This is a genomic window from Streptomyces sp. NPDC048612, from assembly GCF_043199295.1.
Classification (GTDB): domain Bacteria; phylum Actinomycetota; class Actinomycetes; order Streptomycetales; family Streptomycetaceae; genus Streptomyces.
The window spans coordinates 72,179-92,756 of record NZ_JBICVV010000015.1 but is presented as its reverse complement, the minus strand read 5'-3'; the positions used below and the strand labels follow the sequence as shown (position 1 = coordinate 92,756).

At 73.9% G+C, this 20,578-nt stretch carries 14 protein-coding genes; 5 read left to right on the top strand and 9 right to left on the bottom strand.

Going from position 1 to position 20,578, the window contains the following annotated elements:
* Positions 1 to 81 precede the first annotated feature (81 nt).
* Entirely contained in the window at positions 82 to 1,104 is a 1,023-nt protein-coding gene (locus tag ACGFN2_RS22675) for a hypothetical protein (RefSeq protein WP_393363189.1), read from the top strand.
* Positions 1,105 to 1,121: 17 nt separating this feature from the next.
* Here ACGFN2_RS22675 and ACGFN2_RS22670 read toward each other — a convergent pair whose 3' ends face one another.
* Positions 1,122 to 2,864, bottom strand: coding sequence for a TIGR03767 family metallophosphoesterase (locus tag ACGFN2_RS22670; RefSeq protein WP_362611778.1), 1,743 nt, complete (start codon positions 2,862 to 2,864; stop codon positions 1,122 to 1,124).
* Between the two features lie 553 nt (positions 2,865 to 3,417).
* Here ACGFN2_RS22670 and ACGFN2_RS22665 point away from each other — a divergent pair.
* Complete coding sequence (locus tag ACGFN2_RS22665) at positions 3,418 to 4,449, top strand: aspartate-semialdehyde dehydrogenase (protein WP_362611775.1); 1,032 nt, start codon at positions 3,418 to 3,420, stop codon at positions 4,447 to 4,449.
* A 66-nt stretch (positions 4,450 to 4,515) separates the two neighbouring features.
* Here the strand turns inward: ACGFN2_RS22665 and ACGFN2_RS22660 are convergent, their stop codons facing one another.
* Positions 4,516 to 5,037 (bottom strand): DUF1203 domain-containing protein, encoded by a 522-nt coding sequence (locus tag ACGFN2_RS22660; RefSeq protein ID WP_393363185.1) that lies wholly within the window; start codon positions 5,035 to 5,037, stop codon positions 4,516 to 4,518.
* Between the two features lie 196 nt (positions 5,038 to 5,233).
* On the opposite strand from ACGFN2_RS22660, the gene pepN reads away from it, so the two are divergent.
* Positions 5,234 to 7,828 (top strand): aminopeptidase N, encoded by a 2,595-nt coding sequence (gene pepN, locus ACGFN2_RS22655; RefSeq protein ID WP_362611769.1) that lies wholly within the window; start codon positions 5,234 to 5,236, stop codon positions 7,826 to 7,828.
* A 302-nt stretch (positions 7,829 to 8,130) separates the two neighbouring features.
* Here the strand turns inward: pepN and alc are convergent, their stop codons facing one another.
* From alc to ACGFN2_RS22625, 6 genes are all read right to left on the bottom strand, one after another.
* Entirely contained in the window at positions 8,131 to 9,276 is a 1,146-nt protein-coding gene (alc, locus tag ACGFN2_RS22650; protein WP_393363182.1) for an allantoicase, read from the bottom strand.
* A gap of 89 nt (positions 9,277 to 9,365) precedes the next feature.
* Entirely contained in the window at positions 9,366 to 10,322 is a 957-nt protein-coding gene (locus tag ACGFN2_RS22645) for a LysR family transcriptional regulator (protein ID WP_393363179.1), read from the bottom strand.
* A gap of 64 nt (positions 10,323 to 10,386) precedes the next feature.
* Positions 10,387 to 11,367, bottom strand: a complete 981-nt coding sequence (locus tag ACGFN2_RS22640; RefSeq protein ID WP_362611763.1) for an acyl-ACP desaturase — start codon at positions 11,365 to 11,367, stop codon at positions 10,387 to 10,389.
* Positions 11,368 to 11,606: 239 nt separating this feature from the next.
* Positions 11,607 to 11,855, bottom strand: a complete 249-nt coding sequence (locus tag ACGFN2_RS22635) for a hypothetical protein (protein WP_362611760.1) — start codon at positions 11,853 to 11,855, stop codon at positions 11,607 to 11,609.
* A 64-nt stretch (positions 11,856 to 11,919) separates the two neighbouring features.
* On the bottom strand, positions 11,920 to 14,178 hold the full coding sequence (malQ, locus tag ACGFN2_RS22630) for a 4-alpha-glucanotransferase (protein ID WP_393363175.1): 2,259 nt from the start codon (positions 14,176 to 14,178) through the stop codon (positions 11,920 to 11,922).
* 6 nt (positions 14,179 to 14,184) lie between these two features.
* The gene (locus tag ACGFN2_RS22625) at positions 14,185 to 14,454 is read right to left on the bottom strand and encodes a hypothetical protein (RefSeq protein ID WP_362611756.1); all 270 of its coding nucleotides are present in this window, start codon (positions 14,452 to 14,454) and stop codon (positions 14,185 to 14,187) included.
* Between the two features lie 477 nt (positions 14,455 to 14,931).
* Between ACGFN2_RS22625 and ACGFN2_RS22620 the strand changes: the two genes are divergently transcribed.
* Entirely contained in the window at positions 14,932 to 17,988 is a 3,057-nt protein-coding gene (locus ACGFN2_RS22620; RefSeq protein ID WP_393363172.1) for a beta-N-acetylglucosaminidase domain-containing protein, read from the top strand.
* A 114-nt stretch (positions 17,989 to 18,102) separates the two neighbouring features.
* Here ACGFN2_RS22620 and ACGFN2_RS22615 read toward each other — a convergent pair whose 3' ends face one another.
* Positions 18,103 to 18,639 carry an HNH endonuclease gene (locus tag ACGFN2_RS22615; RefSeq protein ID WP_006605595.1) on the bottom strand — a complete coding sequence of 179 codons (537 nt, stop codon included), beginning with the start codon at positions 18,637 to 18,639 and terminating at the stop codon, positions 18,103 to 18,105.
* A gap of 290 nt (positions 18,640 to 18,929) precedes the next feature.
* Between ACGFN2_RS22615 and ACGFN2_RS22610 the strand changes: the two genes are divergently transcribed.
* Positions 18,930 to 20,018, top strand: coding sequence for a mechanosensitive ion channel family protein (locus tag ACGFN2_RS22610; protein ID WP_362611750.1), 1,089 nt, complete (start codon positions 18,930 to 18,932; stop codon positions 20,016 to 20,018).
* The last annotated feature ends 560 nt before the right edge of the window (positions 20,019 to 20,578 follow it).

The following is a 20,578-nucleotide window of genomic DNA, read 5'->3' as shown; positions in this document are numbered from 1 at the left end:
TTTAGTACAGGGTTGTCCGGTTTGCGCTACGGGCGTGTAACAGCGGTTAGGGGGCGGAGCGGGGGCGGGAATCGACCCGGCATGAACCACGACACCCCGCTCTCCCCCCTCCCCCTCCAGCACCTGACCGCCTCCCGCCGCCGGGTGATGACCACCCGTCAGCTGCGCGAGCACGGCGTCCCCGCGGCGGAGACCACCGAACGCTGCCGCCCCGGCGGCAGCTGGCAGCAGGTGCTCCCGGGCATCTACCTGCTGCACCCGGGTCCGGCCACCAGCGAGGAGCGGCTGCACGCGGTGCTGCTGTACGCCAGTCACCGGGGGCCGACCGTCCCCCGGCAGAGCAGTCCGTCGGGGGACGCCCCGGAGGCGATGATCACCGGGCTGGCGGCGCTCGCCCTGCACGGCTTCGCCGAGGCGCCGCCGCTGCCCGCCCTGGACCGTATCGAGGTGCTGGTCTCCCGCACCCGGCGGCTGCGCTCCACCGGCTTCGCGCGGATTCTGCGGGCGGTGGAGCTGCCCGTGGCGCAGGACGTCACGGGGGTGCCGGCCGCGCCGGTGCCGCGGGCGCTGGCGGACGCGATCGGCGCGCTCACCGACGCCGCGACGGTGCGCCGGCTGCTGACCGAGGCGGTGCGCGGCGGTCACTGCGAGGCGAGCGCGGTGGTGCGGGAGCTGAGCCGGGCCCGGCTGCTGACCCGGCCGCACGTGGTCGACGCGGTGGACACCCTGCTCGCCGAGGGGCGGGCGCTCGCCGAGCAGCAGCTGTACGCCATGGTGCGCGAGCACGGGCTGCCGGACCCGCTGTGGAACGTCGATCTGCGGCTGCCGGGCGGGCCGCAGCTGGGCGGGGTGGACGCCTTCTGGCCGGAGCACTCGGTGGCCCTGGAGATCGACACCCGGGCCCCGCGCGCCGAGGAGGACCCGCTGCAGTCCCCGTTCTTCCACAAGCGCGAGCATCTGGAGCGGCTGGGCATCACCGTGGTCCGCGTGCTGCCGCGCACCCTGCGCCAGTCCCCGGAGCAGCAGGCCGCCGTGGTGCGCACGGCCCTGATGGCGGCCGGGGACCGGGAGCCGGGCGCGTATGTGGTGGTGCTGCCGCGGTAGCGGACGCCCCGCGGCCGTCAGCGGCGCTTGAGCAGCAGCTCGACGTTGCGGTCCCCGGCGGTGCCCGCGAGGTCGGTGCGGGCCTCGGGGGCGTTGAAGGACAGCTCGCGGTAGAGGGCGGCCAGACCGGTCTGCGAGAGGTCGGTGAAGTCCGTGCGGTGCGGGGCGGCCGACTCGACCAGGGTGGTGAACAGCGACAGCGTGCCGTCGTGGTTGTCCACCAGCTCGATGACCCGGGCCAGCTGCGGGAAGTCGATGTGCGAGGCGGTGGAGATCTCCCAGAAGCCGCCGTGCGGGATGACCTCGTTCTTGTGGCTGTGGCCGTTGATCCAGCCGACGACGGCGGGGTGCGCGGCCAGCACCTCGATCAGCTCCGGGCCGCCGTGCCGCTTCTCGTGCGGCCGGGCGGGGTCGGGTCGGGTGTTGTTCATCGTCTTGCCGGTGTGGTGGCTGAAGACCAGCACATGCGCCTTCTCGCCCTTCTCGTTCTCCTTCAGGGTCCGCTCCAGCCACCGGAGCTGTGCGTCGCCGACCGAGCCGGTGTAGTGGCCGCCGGGGTCGGTGGTGTCCAGGCTGATGCCGAGGACGTCGTCGGAGATCCGGAAGGTGTAGTAGAGGCGGTTCCCGTCGAGGTGCGCGGCGGTGTAGCCGTGGCCGTGCGGGCCGGGGCCGGTATGCGCGGGGTCCAGGTGGGCGCGCAGGTATTCGGCCCGGGTGAACGGGGCGCGCCGCTCGTCGGGGGTGACCCGCCGGGTCTGCTTGGCGTGCCCCTTCAGCAGCCGCTTGAAGTCCTCCCCCTTGGGGTCGAGGCCGTCCTTGACCGCCTTCCACACCTTCGCGGCCTCGGCGGCGGGCAGCGTCTCCAGCTTGCGCTCCCCGGTGGCGATCTCGGTCCAGAAGGGGTCGCCGGGCGCGTAGCAGCCGCCGGGCAGCGAGTCGTGGTTGCCGACCGTCGAGTACCAGGGCATCCGCAGGCCGGGGCTGTGGACGGTGCGGATCGCCGCGTCCAGGAAGCCGTCCAGCTCCGGGAAGCCCCGCTTCTTGTCAGCGTCGCGCAGCGGGCTGTCCGGCTGCCAGAAGAGCTTGTGCCCGCTGTCCTGGACGCCCTCGTAGCGGCGCCGGTCGCCGGAGTTGGGGGTGATCTTCCCGCCGCTCATCGCGGTCAGGAACCACTCCAGCTCCAGCTTGGAGTTGTTGTCGGTGTTGTCGCCGGTGGTCATCACGAAGGACAGCGGGGCGCCGGTGGCGGGCCCGCCGGGCAGTGCGTTGACCCGCTCGATCAGCGAGACGACCCCGGCCACGGACAGCGCCTCCTGCGGCCGCCAGGCGCTGGCGGTCTCGCTGCGCAGGTACTCGTAGCGCAGCGGGCTCTGCACATCGACCAGGTGCAGGTCGGTGAAGTGCACGAACGAGGCCAGCGCGGTGCGCCGCCGGTCCCGCCCGCCGTGCGCGGCGGCCAGCTCGGCGCGTACCACCCGGTCCCAGGCGGGGCCGTCGCCGAGCCGGCGGAAGCCTCCGCCGCCGCGCGGCGCCGACACCCCGGCGAGGGTGGTGCCCCGGGTGTAGGGGACGCGGGGGACGGCGGGTGCCTCGACCGGCTCCGGCGCCGCGGGGGCCGGGCCGGGGCTGACGGTGGCGGCCTGTGCCGTCCGGTCCGGGCCGAAGGCCAGCCCGAGTCCCGTGGCGGCGCCGACGGCTCCGGTGGCGGCGAGGAACGTACGGCGGTCGAGAGTGGCGGCGGCGGACCGTATACGGGACATACGCGGGCTCCCCGGGTGAACGCAAAGGCGGCCGGGCAGCACAACTGCCCTGTCACCCTGGATGGTTGGCACCGGGGGTGACCGCCGCGTGAACGCCACCGCAACGCGGAGAACCCATCACCGGACAGGGATCTCCCCGTCGCCGGACGGTCACCGCGCCCTGATGTCCGCGGCGGACGCCGGTCACCGGGAGTTCATCCGGCGGGGCAGCAGGGACGGCGGGCGGCGGCCCGGGAAGCGGGGCGGCCGGCGGCCCGGGAGCGGGGCGACATCCCGCCGGACAGACCGGCTATCTCGTGCACAAACGGATGTATCGCGAAAAGATGGGTCCGTACTCTGGAACCGGACGTTCCGGCGGCCGGGCCGGGCAGGTGACGTGAGGAGCGGCACACCCGGCCGGAGGCCGCCCGGGGGGGCCGTCCGCCCGGCGCCCGGCACGCTCCACGGAAGGGAACGGATTGGACAAGGCGACGGGTATCACACACATGATGGAGCCCGTACTGAGCAGGTGTTCCGAGCAGACACCCGAGCCAGGCCAGAAAGAAGGAGTCCCATGAGGATCGGAATCGTCGGAGCCACCGGACAGGTCGGCGGCGTGGTGCGGGGCATTCTCGCCGAGCGGAACTTCCCGGTCGAGCAGCTGCGGCTGTTCGCTTCGGCCCGGTCCGCGGGGCGCACCCTCCCGTGGCAGGACACCGAGATCACCGTCGAGGACGCGGCGACCGCCGACTACTCGGGGCTGGACATCGTGATCTTCTCCGCGGGTGGCGCCACGTCCAAGGCGCTGGCCGAGAAGGTCGCCGCCGCCGGTCCGGTCGTGATCGACAATTCCTCCGCCTGGCGCCGTGACCCCCAGGTCCCGCTGGTCGTCTCCGAGGTCAACCCGCAGGCCATCACCGACCGGCCCAAGGGCATCATCGCCAACCCGAACTGCACCACCATGGCCGCGATGCCGGTGCTGCGCCCGCTGCACGACGAGGCCGGCCTGGTCTCGCTGGTCGTCGCCACCTACCAGGCGGTCTCCGGCAGCGGTCTGGCCGGTGTGGAGGAGCTGGACAGCCAGGTCCGCAAGGTCATCGAGCAGGACGCCACCAAGCTGACGCACTCCGGCGCCTCCGTGGAGTTCCCGGAGCCGGACAACTACGTCGCCCCGATCGCCTTCAACGTGCTGGCGATGGCCGGCTCGATCGTCGACGACGGGCTGAACGAGACCGACGAGGAGCAGAAGCTCCGCAACGAGAGCCGCAAGATCCTGGAGATCCCGGACCTGAAGGTGTCCGGCACCTGCGTCCGCGTCCCGGTCTTCACCGGCCACTCGCTGCAGGTCAACGCCCGCTTCGCGCGTCCGATCAGCCCCGCACGCGCCCAGGAGCTGCTGGCCGGCGCCCCCGGCGTCACCCTCTCCGACGTGCCCACCCCGCTCCAGGCCGCCGGCCAGGACGCGTCCTTCGTGGGCCGCATCCGCGAGGACGAGACCGCCGAGAACGGCCTGGCGCTGTTCGTCTCCAACGACAACCTCCGCAAGGGCGCGGCGCTCAACGCCGTCCAGATCGCGGAGCTGGTCGCCGCCGAGCTGCGCGGCTGACCGCACCCCGGCACGACGGCGGGTGCCCGTACGGAGTCTCCGTACGGGCACCCGCCGCTTTCGCTGTCAGGGCCGCCGCACCTCGAACTGGAAGCAGCCGTACTCCACCGCCCGGACGTGCACCAGCGCCGTCTCCGGGTCCGCGAACGCCTCCCCGAGGGCGGCATCGAACGCGGCCTCGGCATCTTCCGGGACCTCCAGGAGCCGGCCGCCGGTGATCTCGCCCCGGGCGTTGTAGCGGCGCAGCACCCGCAGCGCGCCCGTGCGCACGGCCGGATACCGGCCGGCTGCGGCGTCCGGCCCGCCGCACGGCTCGGCGTGCACGAACACCGGGCCCTGCTCGTCGTAGGCCCCGGGCCGTGCCCCGGTCGCGTCCGCCCAGCGGCGCAGCGGTGCGTACGAGACCAGGGCGACCCGCTCACCGGCGCGGACGTCGCGCAGACAGCAGCGCAGCGGACTGCCGACGGCGGCCTGCGACGCCCCGTCCGCGCGGGCGGTGAACGGTGCGGCGGGCCGGCCCGCGTCGTCGGTGCCGCGGAGTTCCTCGTGGGCGGATGCCGGGAGGGGACGTGCGGTGTAGGTCGTCATGGGCCCAGCCTCGTCCGCCGGGGCCGCGTGCGCTGGCGGGAATCGGACGCCGTGATCGGCGCGTACCGCACCGTGCCGGGAGCCGGTGCGGTACGGCGGCCGCGCACTCCGCCGATCACCACTCCGCGGGGGCCGGACCACGTGGAAGGATGGCCGAAGAGTCCGATGTGATAACCCATGCGAAGGAGATGGCCGGGTGCCTGGCACAAATCTGACCCGCGGCGAGGCGCAGGAGCGGGCGCGCCTGCTGACCGTGGACGCGTATGAGATCGACCTCGACCTCTCCGGTGCGCAGGAAGGCGGCGCCGGTGCCGAGGACGGGAGCGCAGGAGGCACATACCGGTCCGTGACGACGGTGCGGTTCGAGGTCGCCGAGGCGGGCGCGGACTCCTTCATCGATCTGGTCGCGCCGGCCGTGCACGAGGTCGTGCTCAACGGCGAGGCGCTGGACCCGGGTGCGGTGTTCCAGGACTCGCGGATCGCGCTGGCGGGGCTGCGGGCCGGCCGCAATGAACTCAGGGTCGTGGCGGACTGCGCCTACACCAACACCGGTGAGGGGCTGCACCGCTTCGTCGACCCGGTCGACCAGCAGGCCTATCTGTACACCCAGTTCGAGGTGCCGGACGCCCGGCGGGTGTTCGCCTCCTTCGAGCAGCCGGATCTGAAGGCGACGTTCCAGTTCACCGTGAAGGCCCCGGAGGGCTGGACGGTGATCTCCAACTCGCCCACGCCGGAGCCGGCCGGGAACATCTGGCGCTTCGAGCCGACGCCGCGGATCTCGACGTACATCACCGCGCTGATCGTGGGCCCGTACCACAGCGTGCACAGCACGTACGAGAAGGACGGGCGGACGGTGCCGCTGGGCATCTACTGCCGGCCGTCGCTGGCCGAGCACCTGGACGCCGACGAGATCTTCGCGGTCACCCGGCAGGGCTTCGACTGGTTCCAGGAGAAGTTCGACTACGCCTACCCGTTCGCCAAGTACGACCAGCTCTTCGTGCCGGAGTTCAACGCCGGTGCGATGGAGAACGCGGGCGCGGTGACCATCCGCGACCAGTACGTCTTCCGGTCCAAGGTGACGGACGCGGCGTACGAGGTGCGGGCGGAGACGATCCTGCACGAGCTGGCCCACATGTGGTTCGGCGACCTGGTCACCATGGAGTGGTGGAACGACCTGTGGCTGAACGAGTCGTTCGCCACCTACACCTCGATCGCCTGCCAGGCGTACGCCCCGGGCTCGAAGTGGCCGCACTCGTGGACCACGTTCGCCAACTCCATGAAGACCTGGGCCTACCGGCAGGACCAGCTGCCGTCCACCCACCCGATCATGGCCGAGATCAACGACCTCGACGACGTCCTGGTCAACTTCGACGGCATCACCTACGCCAAGGGCGCCAGCGTCCTCAAGCAGCTGGTCGCCTACGTCGGCATGGACGAGTTCTTCCAGGGCGTGCAGGCCTACTTCAAGGCGCACGCCTACAAGAACACCCGGCTGTCGGACCTGCTGGGCGCGCTGGAGGAGACCTCGGGGCGGGACCTGAAGACCTGGTCGAAGAAGTGGCTGGAGACCGCCGGGATCAACATCCTGCGGCCGGAGATCGAGGTCGACGGCGCGGGCGTCATCACCTCCTTCGCGGTGAAGCAGGAGGCCCCGGCGCTGCCGGCCGGCGCCAAGGGCGAGCCGGTGCTCCGGCCGCACCGGATCGCGATCGGCGCCTACGAGCTGCAGGACGGCAAGCTGGTGCGCACCGAGCGGATCGAGCTGGACGTGGACGGCGCGCTGACCCCGGTACCGCAGCTGGTGGGCAGGCAGCGGCCGGCCGTGCTGCTGCTCAACGACGACGACCTGTCGTACGCCAAGGTCCGGCTGGACGAGGAGTCGCTGAAGACCGTCACCGAGCACCTCGGCGACTTCACCGAGTCGCTGCCGCGCGCCCTGTCCTGGGCGTCGGCCTGGGACATGACGCGGGACGCCGAACTCCCCGCCCGCGACTACCTGTCGCTGGTGCTGTCGGGCATCGGCAAGGAGTCGGACATCGGCGTGGTCCAGTCGCTGCACCGCCAGGTGAAGCTGGCGCTGGACCTGTACGCGGCGCCGGAGTGGCGCGAGACCGGTCTGGCGACCTGGACCGCGGCGGCGCTGGAGCAGCTGCGGGCGGCCGAGCCGGGCAGCGACCACCAGCTGGCGTGGGCCCGCGCGTTCGGCGCCTCGGCCCGCACGGACGACCAACTGGACCTGCTGCAGGGCCTGTTGGACGGCACGGAGGAGATCTCCGGGCTGGCCGTGGACACCGAGCTGCGCTGGGGCCTGCTGCAGCGGCTGGCGGCCACCGGCCGGGCCGACGAGAAGGCCATCGCGGCGGAGCTGGAGCGGGACAAGACCTCCGCGGGCGAGCGGCACGCCGCGACGGCGCGCGCGGCGCGTCCCACGGCCGAGGCGAAGGCCGAGGCCTGGGCCTCGGTGGTGGAGTCGGACAAGCTCCCCAACTCCCTGCAGGAGGCCGTCATCGGCGGCTTCGTCCAGCCGGACCAGCGCGAGCTGCTGGCGCCGTACACCGCGAAGTACTTCGCCGCGGTGAAGGACATCTGGGGCTCGCGCAGCCATGAGATGGCGCAGCAGATCGTGGTGGGCCACTACCCCGCGCTCCAGGTCTCGCAGGAGACCCTGGACACCACGGACGCCTGGCTGGGCTCGGCCGAGCCGACCCCGGCGCTGCGCCGGCTGATGACCGAGTCCCGGGCGGGCATCGAGCGGGCGCTGAAGGCCCAGCGGGCCGACGCGGCCTCCTGACCGGCGTACGGTCCGGCGGCATCGGATGCCGCCGGACCGCGGGGGGGGGGGGGGGGGGGCCCCCCCCCCCGGCCGGGGGGGGGGCCCCCGCCCCCCCGGGGCGGGGGGGGGGGGGCCCGGGGGCGGCGGGGGGGGGGGGGCCGGGGGGGGGGGGGCGGGGCCGGCCCCGGGGGCCCCCCCCCCCCCCGGCGGGGGGGCCGGGGGGGCGGCGGGGGGCCCGCGCGGCCCGGCGGGGGGGGGGGCGGCCCCCCCCCCCCCGCGGCCGGTGGTGACGCCCGGCGCCCGCCGGAAGCGGGGTGCGGTCAGCCGTCGAGCGCGTCGAAGCGGCGGCCGAGTGCGGTGCGGCCGGCCTCGGTGAGGCCGCCGTGCAGCCGCATCCGCGCGAGGCCGCCGTCGGGGAAGACGTCCAGCCGCACGTGGGTGGCGGTGACGGCCGCCGGCAGCACGAAGCGGTGCGGGGTGTCGGGCTGGAGTCTGGTCTTCGGCAGGATCTCGAACCAGGAGGCCTCGTCGGCCGGGTCGCCGTCGCACCCCGACAGCGCGGCCCAGCCCGCCGAGTTGCCCTTGAGGCAGGCGGTGTCGATCTCCACCGCCCGGATCTCGCCCTGCGCGGCGAGGCGGAAGCGCACCCAGTCGTTCGTGCCCCTGACCCGGCGGCGGCGGTTCTCCCAGCCGTCGTCCATCTGGCGGGAGAGATCGGGCCGGATGATCTGGGTGGGCGAGGAGTAGAAGCGGTCGGAGGCGTCCTCGACGGTGCCGCCGTGCATCACCGAGGCCAGGTCGAGGGTGCCGAGCACATCGAGCCACGCCGGGTCCGGCACGACCTCGCCGTGCACCCGGAGGCGGGCTATGCCCCCGTCGGGATGCTGCTTGAGGCGCAGGTGGGTGAAGCGGCGTTCGGCGGTGACCTCGAAGCCGTTGGCTGCGTGGCCGCGTACCGGGGTGCGCGGGACCAGCTCCTCCCACTTCACCCCGCCGGCGAGCAGCTCCTCGGGGCCGGGGCTGCCGGGCAGCGAGGTGCCCTCGACGGAGATCTGCTGGGGGTAGTTGCCGCGGAAGTGGGCGGTGTCGACGACGATGCCGCGGATCACGCCGGGGGTGGCGAGCCGGATCAGCGCCCAGTCGTGGGCGTCCTCCGCCGGGAAGGGGTGGTCGCCGTCGGTGCCGCGGCGGCGCCGGGTCTCCCAGCCGTCCATGATCTTGCCCTTGTGGCCGAAGTGCTCGGGGTCGAAGACCGCCGGGCCGGGCTTCAGCAGGTTCTCGCGCTCGGCGAAGAACTCGTCGTTCGCGGCGAGGACACCGGCGCCGAGACGGCGGTCGGCGAGGTCGACGAGCGCGGTGAAGGGGAAGTCCCCGCCGCGGTAGTCGGCGTAGGGGTCTCCGCCGCCGTACGGGTCGGCGTCGTTGGCGTGCGGATCGGTGGAGTCGGCGGCCGGGTTGGCGGTCATCGTTGCCCTTCGACGGGTGGAGGAGTGGACCACTTCACCGTCGCAGCGGACCACCCCATAGGTCCATCGAAAGTTTTTGAGGAATACGTTCAGCTGGACTGAACGGTTTCCTCGTCCGGCGGCTGTGCGGCGGCCGCCTGCCGGAGCGCCGCCAGCACCCGGGCCAGACCCGGCGCCCCTTCGGAGCCGCGGCGGGCGGCGGCGATCACATGACGGCGCGGCTGGTCCGCGTGCAGGACCCGCAGCGTGACGCCGTCGCCGGCGCGCTCGCGCCCGGCACCGAGGCCGCCCGCCCGCGCCATCCGGGGCACCAGGGCCACCCCCATCCCCGCCGCGACCATCGCCCAGATCGCGCTCCAGTCGGCGGCTGCGTGCGCCTGCTCGGGCACGAACCCGGCGTTCTCGCAGGCGGTGGTGGTGATCTGCGACCAGGGCCCGCTGCTGCCGAAGATCCAGGGCTCGTCCGCCAGGTCGGCCAGCCGCAGCCCCGGAGCGGCGGCCAGCGGATGGCCGGCCGGCAGCGCCACGTCCAGCGGGTCGGCGAGCAGCGCGACCCGGCTGAACTTGGGGTCGCGCGGGGTGGGGGCGTGGGCGGCCAGCGACAGCGCCAGATCGACGCTGCCCTCCGCCAGCAGCTCGTAGGCGGCCTCCGCCTCCGCCTCCCGTACGGCGACCGACAGCCCGGGGTGGGTGCGGCGCAGCTCCTGGACGGCGGGGACCACCAGCGCGGGGATGGCGGTGGAGAACGCCCCGACCCGCACCTGGCCCGCCTCGCCCTGGAGGTAGCCGAGCAGCTCCGCGTCGGCGCGCTCCAGCTGGGCGAAGACCGCCTCCGCGTGCCGCAGCACCAGTTGGGCGGCGCCGGTCAGCCGTACCCGCCGGCCGTGGGCCTCCAGCAGCGTCACCCCGAGCGCCCTGGCCAGCCCGGTCAGCTGCTGGGAGACCGCGGAGGGCGTCATGTGCAGCGCCTCGGCGGTCGCGGTGACCGTGCCCAGCTCGTGGAGGGTGCGCAGGATGCGCAGCTTCTTGAGGTCCCAGTCGGCCATGCGGGCAGCGTACGCACCCGCTGCCGCGGTCACCGCGGACCACGGCAGCGGGGAGCCGCCCGGGTCAGGCCCGGCGGTTGGCCTCGCGGCGGGCGAGGATGGCCGCCTGGCGCTCGTCGAACTTCCGCGCCTGGCCGTCCAGGCCGTTCATGAACAGCCCCAGCTCCTCCTGCGCCGCCAGCCCGGCCGGGCCCAGCCCGCCGATCTCCAGCACCTTCAGATAGCGCAGCACCGGCTGCAGCACGTCGTCGTGGTGGATGCGCAGGTTGTAGATCCCGCCGATGGCCATCCGGGCGGCGGACCGCTCGAAGCCGGGCATCCCGTGGCCGGGCATCCGGAAGCCGGTGACGACGTCGCGCACCGCGCACATGGTCTGGTCCGGCGCCATCTCGAAGGCCGCTCCGAGGAGGTTGCGGTAGAAGACCATGTGGAGGTTCTCGTCGGTGGCGATCCGGGCCAGCATCCGGTCGCAGACCGGGTCACCGGAGTGGTGGCCGGTGTTGCGGTGCGAGATGCGGGTGGCCAGCTCCTGGAAGGCGACGTACGCCACCGAGTGCAGCATGCTGTGCGCGTTGTCGGACTCGAAGCCCTCCGACATGTGGGCCATGCGGAAGCGCTCCAGCTCGTCCGGGTCCACGGCCCGGCTGGTGAGCAGGTAGTCGCGCATCACGATGCCGTGCCGGCCCTCCTCGGCGGTCCAGCGGTGCACCCAGGTGCCCCAGGCGCCGTCGCGGCCGAAGAGGGTGGCGATCTCGTGGTGGTAGCTGGGGAGGTTGTCCTCGGTGAGGAGGTTGACCACCAGGGCGATCCGGCCGATGTCGCTGACCTTGGACTGCTCGGGGTCCCAGGCCTCGCCGTCCAGCGGCCCGGGGAAGTTGCGCCCGTCGCTCCACGGTACGTACTCGTGGGGCATCCAGTCCTTGGCGATCTTCAGATGGCGGTTGAGTTCCTTTTCGACGACCTCTTCGAGCGCGTAGAGCAACTGGGCGTCGCTCCAGGCGGCATGGCCGAGCTCTCCGTTATGGCGGGCGGGGGCGATGGTCACGGGGGGAACTCCTGGGGACGATGACCTACGGGTCCGTAGGTTTGACCTACGGCTGCGTAGGTTACGTCATCGTAGGTACGGGCCGGTTAAGTGCGGCCACCTTGCAAACCGGCCGAAAATCGCGCGATAGCCGCCTCGCAACCCCTTTTCCACCTGCGCCAATATGCGGGTACGACAAAGGGCGCCCCTCGGTTCTTGTAACCGAGGGGCGCCCTTGCGGCGTCGTGTGGTGCCCGGTGTCAGGCCTTGGTGCCGGCCTGCTTGTGGGACTTGTCGCCCACCATGACCAGCCCGGCGATGACCAGGAAGAGCACGATGGGCAAAGCGACGAAGAGGCCGAGCGTCGCGATCACGCTCAGACCCGGACCCGGGTCGTCACCATCGTCGCGGGTGAGCGCAAACGCGGGGGACGACATCAGCAGCATCAGCGCGGTGCCGGCGGTGATGGTTCCGGCGCGCAGGACATTCTTATTGACCTTGTTGCTCACGAAGTCAACGTATCGGACGCCCCGGCGCCCCGCGCGCCCGGGGTGGCACAACCGGCGCCGGCCCTCACCCCGGCCCGTCCGAGAGCTCCCGCATCAGGGCGTGCAGCCGGGGGGAGGCGGCCAGCTCCTCCAGGGTGTACGGGCGGCCGTCGGGGCCGGCGACCGGCAGCCGCCAGTTCGGGTACTCGTCCCAGGTCCCGGGGAGGTTCTGCGGGCGCCGGTCGCCCACCGCGTCGGGCAGCCAGACGCCGACCATCCGCGCCGGGGTGCGCAGCAGGAAGCGGTGGACGGCCTTGACCGCCGCCTCCTCGTCACTGCGCCCCTCGGGCAGCAGTCCGCGCCGGACCAACTCCCGCATCCACTCGGTGAGCTCCTGGGCGGCGCGGGACCGCTCCCGCTCCGGCGGCCCGGCGAGCAGCCCGAGCCGTTCGCGCAGGGCGACGTCCGCGCCGGTCAGCCGGGCCGCGGTGGGCGGCAGATCGTGGGTGGTGACGGTGGCGAGGCAGGCGCCGCGCCACTCGTCGGGCGCCAGGATGCGGGGCGCGCCGCCCGGTGCGGGTGCGGCCGTCTCCCGCGCCGCCCCGCGCTCCCCCGCCGGGCCCGCGGCGGCGCCGTCGGCCACCGCCTCCGGTGCCACGGCCGCACCGGGACCGTCGCCCGCCTGCACCGCGTCCGCCCGCGGCGCCCCGTCCCCCGCCTCCCGCTCCCCGGCGCTTCCTCCGGCCCGGTCGTCCCCGCGGTCCCGGTAGTCCCGTTCGAACCACAGCACCGACGTCCCCAGCACCCCGCGTTCGGCGAGCGCGCCGCGGACACCGGGTTCGACGGTGCCCAGGTCCTCGCCGATCACCGCGGCACCGGCCCGCCGCGCCTCCAGGGCCAGCACGGAGAGCATCGCCTCACCGTCGTAGCGGACATAGGCGCCCTCGGTCGGCGGCCGGCCCTCCGGGACCCACCACAGCCGGAACAGGCCCATCACATGGTCGATCCGCAGCGCACCGGCGTGCCGCAGCAGCCCGCGCAGCAGCGCGCGGTAGGGGGCGTAGCCCGCGGCGGCCAGCACGTCGGGGCGCCAGGGCGGCAGGCCCCAGTCCTGGCCACGGGCGTTGAAGGCGTCCGGCGGCGCCCCGATGGACATCCCGGCGGCGAAGGCGCCCTGCTGGGCCCAGGTGTCGGCGCCGGAGGGATGGACACCGACGGCGAGGTCGTGCACCAGCCCGACGGCCATCCCGGCGTCCCGCGCGGCCCGTTGTGCGGCGGCCAGCTGCTCGTCGGTGAGCCAGGCCAGCCGGCAGTGGAAGTCGATCCGGTCCAGCAGCCGGTGCCGCAGCCGGGCGGTGTCCGGGGACCGGGGGTCGCGCAGCGCGGCGGGCCAGCCGCGCCAGTCCGGACCGTGCCGCTCGGCGAACGCGTACCAGGTGGCGTGGTCCTCCAGCGCCTGGCCCTGCTCGGCGAGGAAGTCGCAGTACGCGGCCCGGCGGCCGGGGCTGAGCGGGACCGCGCACACCAGCTCCAGCGCCGCGCGCTTCAGCTCCCAGACCGCGTCCCGGTCGATCAGCGCGCCCCGTTCGAGCACCTCGGAGCGGAGCACCCCCGCGCGGGCGGCCAGCTCGTCGGCACGTAAGCGGGCGGTGCCGGTGAGGTGGGTGTACTCCGGGATGTGTTCGATCCGCAGATGGACCGGGTCGGGGAAGCGGCGCGAGGAGGGGCGGTAGGGCGAGGGGTCGGTGGGCGGACCGGGGACGGCCGCGTGCAGCGGGTTGAGCTGGAGGAAGCCGGTGCCCAGGGCGCGCCCGGACCAGGCGGCGAGATCGGCGAGGTCCCCGAGGTCGCCCATGCCCCAGGACCGCCGGGAGAGCAGCGAGTAGAGCTGCACCAGGAAGCCGTGGCTGCGGCCGGCCGGTACGGGCACCCGGTCGGGCGCGACGATCAGCGGGGCGCGGGCGGTCCGGCCGCCGGGGGCGGTGGCGTGCAGCACATGGATGCCGAGGGGCAGCCGGGCGAGCGCCGCCGGACGACCGGGCGCCACCGGCTCCGCCGTCCCCCCGCCTTCGGTCTCGACCCGGAGAGCGGTGCCCTCGGGGAGACCCGTGAGGTCGGGTGGCCGGCCGGGCCGGGCGACGACGGTGCGGGGAAGCAGGGTGCGGGCCGCGTCGTCCTCGTACGCGGCCAGGGCGGTGCGGACGGCGTGCGGGGTCGAGGCGTCGACACCGAGTGCGGCGAGCACGGCGACGGCGGTGTCGTCGGTGATCTGGACGCTCCTGCCCGGCGCGGGCGTGTACGACGTGGCGACGCCGTGCAGCCGGGCGAGCCGCGCGCGGCCCATCGGTCCTCAGACCTCCATGGACTCCGTGCCCATGCCCGCGGCCGTCGGCTCGCTGGTCAGCGGCAGCTCGGCGGCGATCGGGACCTCACTGGTCAGGGGTGCGGCGTCGGCGAGCGGGGGCTCGCTGGTCAGGGGCGGCTCGACGAAGCTGTAGGAGCCGGAGCCGTCCAGGCCGGAATCGGGGTCGGACACCCCGTCGAAGAGATCGGGCTCCACGGTCACACCTCCCGGTTTGGAGGACAGAGCATCGAGGAGCAGTTGAGCGGACGCGGCCACGAGGGCCTCCCGTTCATCGGTAGTGGGACACGTGGGCCCTACCCACTCGACACGATCGCAGACGTATCTGCTCACGAAACGTGACCCAGGTCACATTATGCCCTACGCAGGCGATTTCACGGCGGCGGACACCGGCGGGCGCACAGAACGCCGAGAATCCGGGCCCCGCGGCGGAATTCCTGCGGACCGGCGGCCCCGCACACCCCCGCCCCGCGACGCCCGGCGCCCGCCGCCCGGACGCCGCCGACGGGGACCCCGCCATGGCCCTGTTGACACCCCGACCGCCACAATGGTGGGCTCACGGCCGAAGGTCTGTCCTAACGGGCATCGGCGGGGAAAACGGGGCGCCGGTGCGGACCGGTGAGTGATGGACGGGGACGAGGAGCAGCCGTGCGAGGCCGGGGCGTGTGGGGCGTCGGAAACGTCGGGAAGAACGGTAGGGGCAGCAAGGGCGGCGGAGCGGGTGCCCGCGCGCGCGTGGCGGGAACCACCGCCGTGGCCGCCGCCGTGATCGGAGGACTGCTGGGCGGGGCGCCCGGCGCCCAGGCGGCGCCGGCGGAGCCCGCCATCGGCACGCCCGACCGGCCGGACCGGCCGGCCGGGGCGGAGCGCGCGCCCGCCGTCTGGCCACGCCCGCAGTCGATGCAGGAGCTGGGCGCGGCCGTGCCCCTCACCGCCGAGGCGGCGCTGGTGGCGCCGCCGGACACCGATCCGTACGCACTGGACGCGCTGCGCGGGCTGCTGCGCGACGCCGGGGTGCGCACCGTCCGGACCCTGGCGCCCGGGGACCGGCTGCCCGCGGACGGCCTGGTGCTCAAGGCCGGCGGCGAGCAGGCCGCGGCCGCGCTGCGGGCGCTGCGGGCACCGGCCCGCGGGGACCTGCCCTCCGGCGGCTACCGGCTGGCCGTCGGCCGGGTCGCGGGCCGGGACACCGTCGCGCTGGACGGCGTCGGCCCGGACGGCCTCTTCCACGCCGCGCAGACGCTGCGGCAGCTGGTCACTGGGCGGCAGCTGGCCGCGGTGGCGGTACGGGACTGGCCCGGTACGGCCGTGCGCGGCACCACCGAGGGGTTCTTCGGGCAGCCGTGGAGCCAGGAGCAGCGGCTCGCCCAGCTCGACTTCATGGGGCGCACCAAGCAGAACCGCTACCTGTACGCGCCCGGCGACGACCCGTACCGCCAGGCCCGGTGGCGCGAGCCGTACCCGGCCGGGGAGCGCGCCGGCTTCCGGGCGCTGGCCGAGCGGGCCCGCGCCAACCACGTCACCCTGGGCTGGGCGCTCTCCCCCGGCCAGGACCTGTGCTACTCGTCCGAGGACGACCTGCGGGCGCTGCGGCGCAAGGTCGACGCGATGTGGGCGCTGGGGGTGCGCACCTTCCAGCTCCAGTTCCAGGACGTCAGCTACAGCGAGTGGCACTGCGGCGCCGACGAGGACACCTTCGGCTCCGGCCCGCTGGCCGCGGCAAAGGCGCAGGCCCGGATCGCCAACGCCCTCGCCGCGCACCTCGCGGAGCGGCACCCGGAGGCCGCGCCGCTGGCGCTGATGCCGACCGAGTACTACCAGGACGGCGCGACGGCGTACCGCAGCGCGCTCGCCGACGCGCTCGGCGACCGCGTCGAGGTCGCCTGGACCGGCGTCGGGGTGGTCCCGCGGACCATCACCGGCGGGGAGCTGTCCACCGCCCGCCAGGCCTTCGGCCACCCGCTGGTGACCATGGACAACTACCCGGTCAACGACTACGCCCAGGACCGGATCTTCCTCGGCCCCTACCGCGGCCGGGAGCCGGCCGTCGCCACCGGCTCCTCGGCGCTGCTCGCCAACGCCATGGCGCAGCCGCTCGCCTCCCGTATCCCGCTCTTCACGGCCGCCGACTACGCGTGGAACCCCCGCGACTACCGCCCCGAGGAGTCCTGGGAGGCGGCCGTGAACGACCTGGCGGGCGACGACCCCCGGGCCCGTGCCGCGCTGCGGGCGCTGGCCGGCAACGACTCCTCCTCGGTGCTGGACCGCACCGAGTCGCGGTACCTGCAGGTGCTGATCAAGCGTTTCTGGGCGGCCCGCGAGAAGGCGACCAACCACGGGCGGCCGGGCAGGGACGCGGACCTCGACCGGGCGGCGCGGGCGCTGCGGAAGGCGTTCCGGACCATGAGCGGCGCGCCCGACGCCCTGAACGCGGAGCTGGCCGCCGAGGTCCGCCCCTGGGCCGAGCAGCTGGCCCGCTACGGCACCGCCGGGGTACACGCCGTGGACACGCTGATGGCGCAGGCCCACGACGAGGGCGACACCGCCTGGTCCGCGCAGCGCACGGCGCAGCGGATGCGCAAGGAGATCGGGCACAGCCCGGCGACGGTCGGCAAGGGGGTGCTGGCGCCGTTCCTGGAGCGGGCGATGACCGAGGCCGACGCCTGGACCGGGGCCCGCCGCGCGACGCCCCGGCATGACGACGACGCCGGGCCGACGTCCCTGACCGTGCCGTTCGAGCGGGCCCGGCGGCTGGCCGCGCTCACCGCCCAGACGGAGCCGGACCCCGCCGCGGGCGCGGTGTCCCTGGAGGCGCATGTCCCCGGTGAGGGCTGGCGCCGTCTCGGCCGGCTGTCCACCACCGGCTGGACGGAGGCGCACACCCCGCGGCTGCGCGCCGACGCGGTACGGCTGACCTGGGCGAAGGGCGCCAAGGCCCCGGCCGTGAAGGCGCTGACCCCCTGGTTCGAGGACACCGAACCGGCCGGGCTCGAACTGTCCCGCAAGGAGACCGACGCCCAGCCCGGCGACCGCGCGACGGTGGACGCCCTGATCTACTCCCGGCGTCCCGCCGACGTCCGCGAGAAGCTCCGGGTCAAGGCCCCCAAGGGCTTCACCGTGCACGCCCCGCAGGAGGTGACCGCGCCGCGCGGCGGCACCGCCACCGTCCGGATCGCGGTCGACATCCCCGGGAACGCCCCCTCCGGGACGTACCGCATCCCGGTGGAGTTCGGCGGCGCGGAGCAGACGCTGACCGTGCGGATCTATCCGCGCACCGGCGGCAGGGACCTGGCGCGCGGCACCGTCGCCACCTCCTCCGGGGACGAGACCCCGGACTTCCCGGCGTCGGCGGCGACCGACGGCGATCCGCGCAGCCGCTGGTCGTCGACCGCCGAGGACGGTGCCTGGCTCCAGTTCGCCCTGGCCCATCCGACCCGCCTCGGCCGGCTCGTCCTGAACTGGCAGGACGCCTACGCGGCGAGCTACCGCGTGCAGGTCTCGCCGGACGGCCGGACCTGGCGCACGGCCGCCACGGTCCGGGACGGCAAGGGCGGCCGGGAGTCGGTCCGGATGGACGCCAAGGACGCCCGCTTCGTCCGTATCCAGGGCGACAAGCGGGCCACCCGCTTCGGCTACTCGCTCTGGTCGGTGGAGGCGTACGCGGTGCAGGAGCTGGGCGACAAGGACCCCGGCAGGGGCAAGGACCAGGGCGGGGACAACGGCAGGGGCAGGGACGAGGACGAGGACGAGGGCAAGGGCAAGGGCAAGGGCAGGGACAGGGACGAGCGCTGAAAGCCGTCCCTGGCCGGGGCGGGCGAGGCAGCAGTCACGGAAAGCCGTCCGGGGGCCGTCGGAGCCGCGCACACGGCGCGGACCCCCACGGTCCCCGGACGGAAGAACCCGGACCTACGCCGATACGGCGTCGATCCGGGCCAGGGCGTCATCCGCGCCGTACGGCTGCAAGTAGGGCAGCCAACGCGGGTCACGATGGCCCGTACCGATGATCCGCCACGCCAGTCCTGACGGCGGGGCGGGCTGGTGCCGGAGCCGCCAGCCGATCTCGGCGACATGGCGGTCGGCCTTGACGTGATTGCAGCGCCGGCAGGCGGCGACGACGTTCTCCCAGGTGTGCTGACCTCCGCGGCTGCGCGGGATGACGTGGTCGACGCTGGTTGCGACGCCACCGCAGTACATACAGCGCCCGCCGTCACGGGCGAACAGCGCCCGGCGGGTCAGTGGGACGGGCCCCCGAAAGGGCACCCGCACGAACCGCTTCAAGCGGACCACGCTCGGAGCAGGGATGACATGGGTCGCGCTGTGCATCAGGGCGCCGGACTCCTCGAGGCTGACAGCCTTCTCATTGAGGACGAGGATGAGCGCGCGGCGGAGCGGTACGACGCCGAGCGGCTCGTACGACGCGTTGAGGACCAGGACGTGCGGCACGGGTGCCTCCTTGTACGCCGGCGGCGCGTGGCTCGCGCCGGGACGATCTCCCCACAGTGTCCCCCGCTGCCTGGTCGGAGCGCCACCATGACCGAGTAACGGCCCGGAGGTGTTTTCCACCACACCCCGGCGCCGCTGTCTCGATCCCGCTCTTTCCGGCCCGCGCAAAACCTGCCTGTTCGAACAAGAGCGCGGGCCGTTTCCGTTGCCCCGTTAGTGTGGTTGGTCTGCCCGGTTCCTGGGGGTCCCACCGAGGTCCGGGTCTGCTGTCCCACACGGAAGGTTCGACTGTGTTCTGGTCCGCTTCGCCGGTCGCTGCCGCGCACCTGAGCGCCGCCACACCCGGCTCCTCCGGCCCGACGTCGCTCGACGACGCCACCGAGAAGGCCACCAGCGCCGCCGGCTGGGTGCAGGAGAACTGGGGGACGTGGCTCACGTCCGGCCTGCAGATCTTGCTGATCCTGGTGATCGCGGTGGTGCTGCGGCATGTGATCCGCCGCACCCTCACCAAGCTCATCGAGCGGATGAACCGCACCGCGGCGGCCGCCCAGGGCACCGCGCTGGGCGGTCTGCTCGTCAACGCCGAGAGACGCCGGCAGCGCTCCGAGGCCATCGGCTCGGTGCTGCGCAGCGTCGCCTCCTTCGTGATCATGGGCACGGCCGCGCTGACGGTGCTCTCCGTGCTGAAGATCAACCTGGCGCCGCTGCTGGCGAGCGCCGGTGTGGCCGGTGTCGCGATCGGTTTCGGCGCCCGCAACCTGGTCACCGACTTCCTGTCCGGCGTCTTCATGATCCTGGAGGACCAGTACGGCGTCGGCGACGAGATCGACGCCGGGGTCGCCACCGGTACGGTCATCGAGGTCGGGCTGCGGGTCACCAAGCTGCGCGGCCCCAACGGCGCGATCTGGTACATCCGCAACGGCGAGGTCAAGCGGATCGGCAACCTCAGCCAGGGCTGGTCCACGGCCGCCGTCGACGTGGTGATCGCCGCCGACCAGGACCTGGAGCGGGCCCGCGACACCATCACCGCCGTCGGTGAGGACATGTCCAAGGCCGAGCCCTGGAACGAGCAGCTGTGGGAGCCGGTGGAGGTCCTCGGCCTGAGCGAGGTGCACCTCGACACGGTCACCATCAGCGTCTCGGCCAAGACCATGCCCGGCAAGTCCCTCGGCGTGGAGCGCGAACTGCGCTGGCGCATCAAGCGCGCCCTGGACGCGGCCGGTGTCCATCTGGCGCCCCGCCCGCTGCCCGAGGAGGAGGAAGCGGAGTCCACCGACCCCACGGCCGGCATGGCCGCCCCCTCGGCCCTCAACAACCCGCTGTCCCCCCAGTCCCTGGCGACGAGCCCGATCGCCTCGCCGTCCAAACTCGGCAAGTAGGCCCAGGCGACGGCCTGACGGCCCCGCATCGGAGGGGAGGGGCGCACCGACGACCGGTCGGTGCGCCCCTCCCCTTTGTGTTGTCCGGGGGCGGGGACAGGGCCTTTCGTGGGGGTGCTGTGGGGTGCTGTGGGGCGCGTGCCCGGACGGGAATGCTCGGTGGCCCTTGGTCGGTGGTCGCTGGTCGCTGGTCGCTGGTCGCTGGTCGCTGGTCGCTGGTCGCTGGTCGCTGGGGACGCCCGGTGGCCGTCACCGGTTTCACGGGGCATGCTGCAGGTCGTGTGGTCGGGTGCCGGGGCAGCGTTGAGGGAGGGTTGGGAGTGGCAGGTCTCAACTGCCCGAGCCGGCCTGGAAGGCAGGCCCCGCAGGGACGTCCGCGACGGGAGCCCGTGCGGGGAGTCCGGGGTTGGGGCCCTGGGTAGGGACGACCCCGCGCAGGGAGTCCGTGCAGGGGCCCGCAGTTGGAGTCCGCCCTGCCGCCCGTACGGACAGAATCCGGCTTACCGTGGCGCCGGCCGGCCGGTGCCACCTCGCTCGTTCCGAAGGCCTTCGTCGAAGGC

What these genes read in the sequence shown, in the direction of transcription:
- ACGFN2_RS22670 (WP_362611778.1), bottom strand. Translation starts at nt 2,864, where the DNA reads ATGTCCCGTATACGGTCCGCCGCCGCCACTCTCGACCGCCGTACGTTC.
- ACGFN2_RS22660 (WP_393363185.1), bottom strand. Translation starts at nt 5,037, where the DNA reads ATGACGACCTACACCGCACGTCCCCTCCCGGCATCCGCCCACGAGGAA.
- ACGFN2_RS22645 (WP_393363179.1), bottom strand. Translation starts at nt 10,322, where the DNA reads ATGGCCGACTGGGACCTCAAGAAGCTGCGCATCCTGCGCACCCTCCAC.
- ACGFN2_RS22675 (WP_393363189.1), top strand. Translation starts at nt 82, where the DNA reads ATGAACCACGACACCCCGCTCTCCCCCCTCCCCCTCCAGCACCTGACC.
- alc (WP_393363182.1), bottom strand. Translation starts at nt 9,276, where the DNA reads ATGACCGCCAACCCGGCCGCCGACTCCACCGATCCGCACGCCAACGAC.
- ACGFN2_RS22665 (WP_362611775.1), top strand. Translation starts at nt 3,418, where the DNA reads ATGAGGATCGGAATCGTCGGAGCCACCGGACAGGTCGGCGGCGTGGTG.
- malQ (WP_393363175.1), bottom strand. Translation starts at nt 14,178, where the DNA reads ATGGGCCGCGCGCGGCTCGCCCGGCTGCACGGCGTCGCCACGTCGTAC.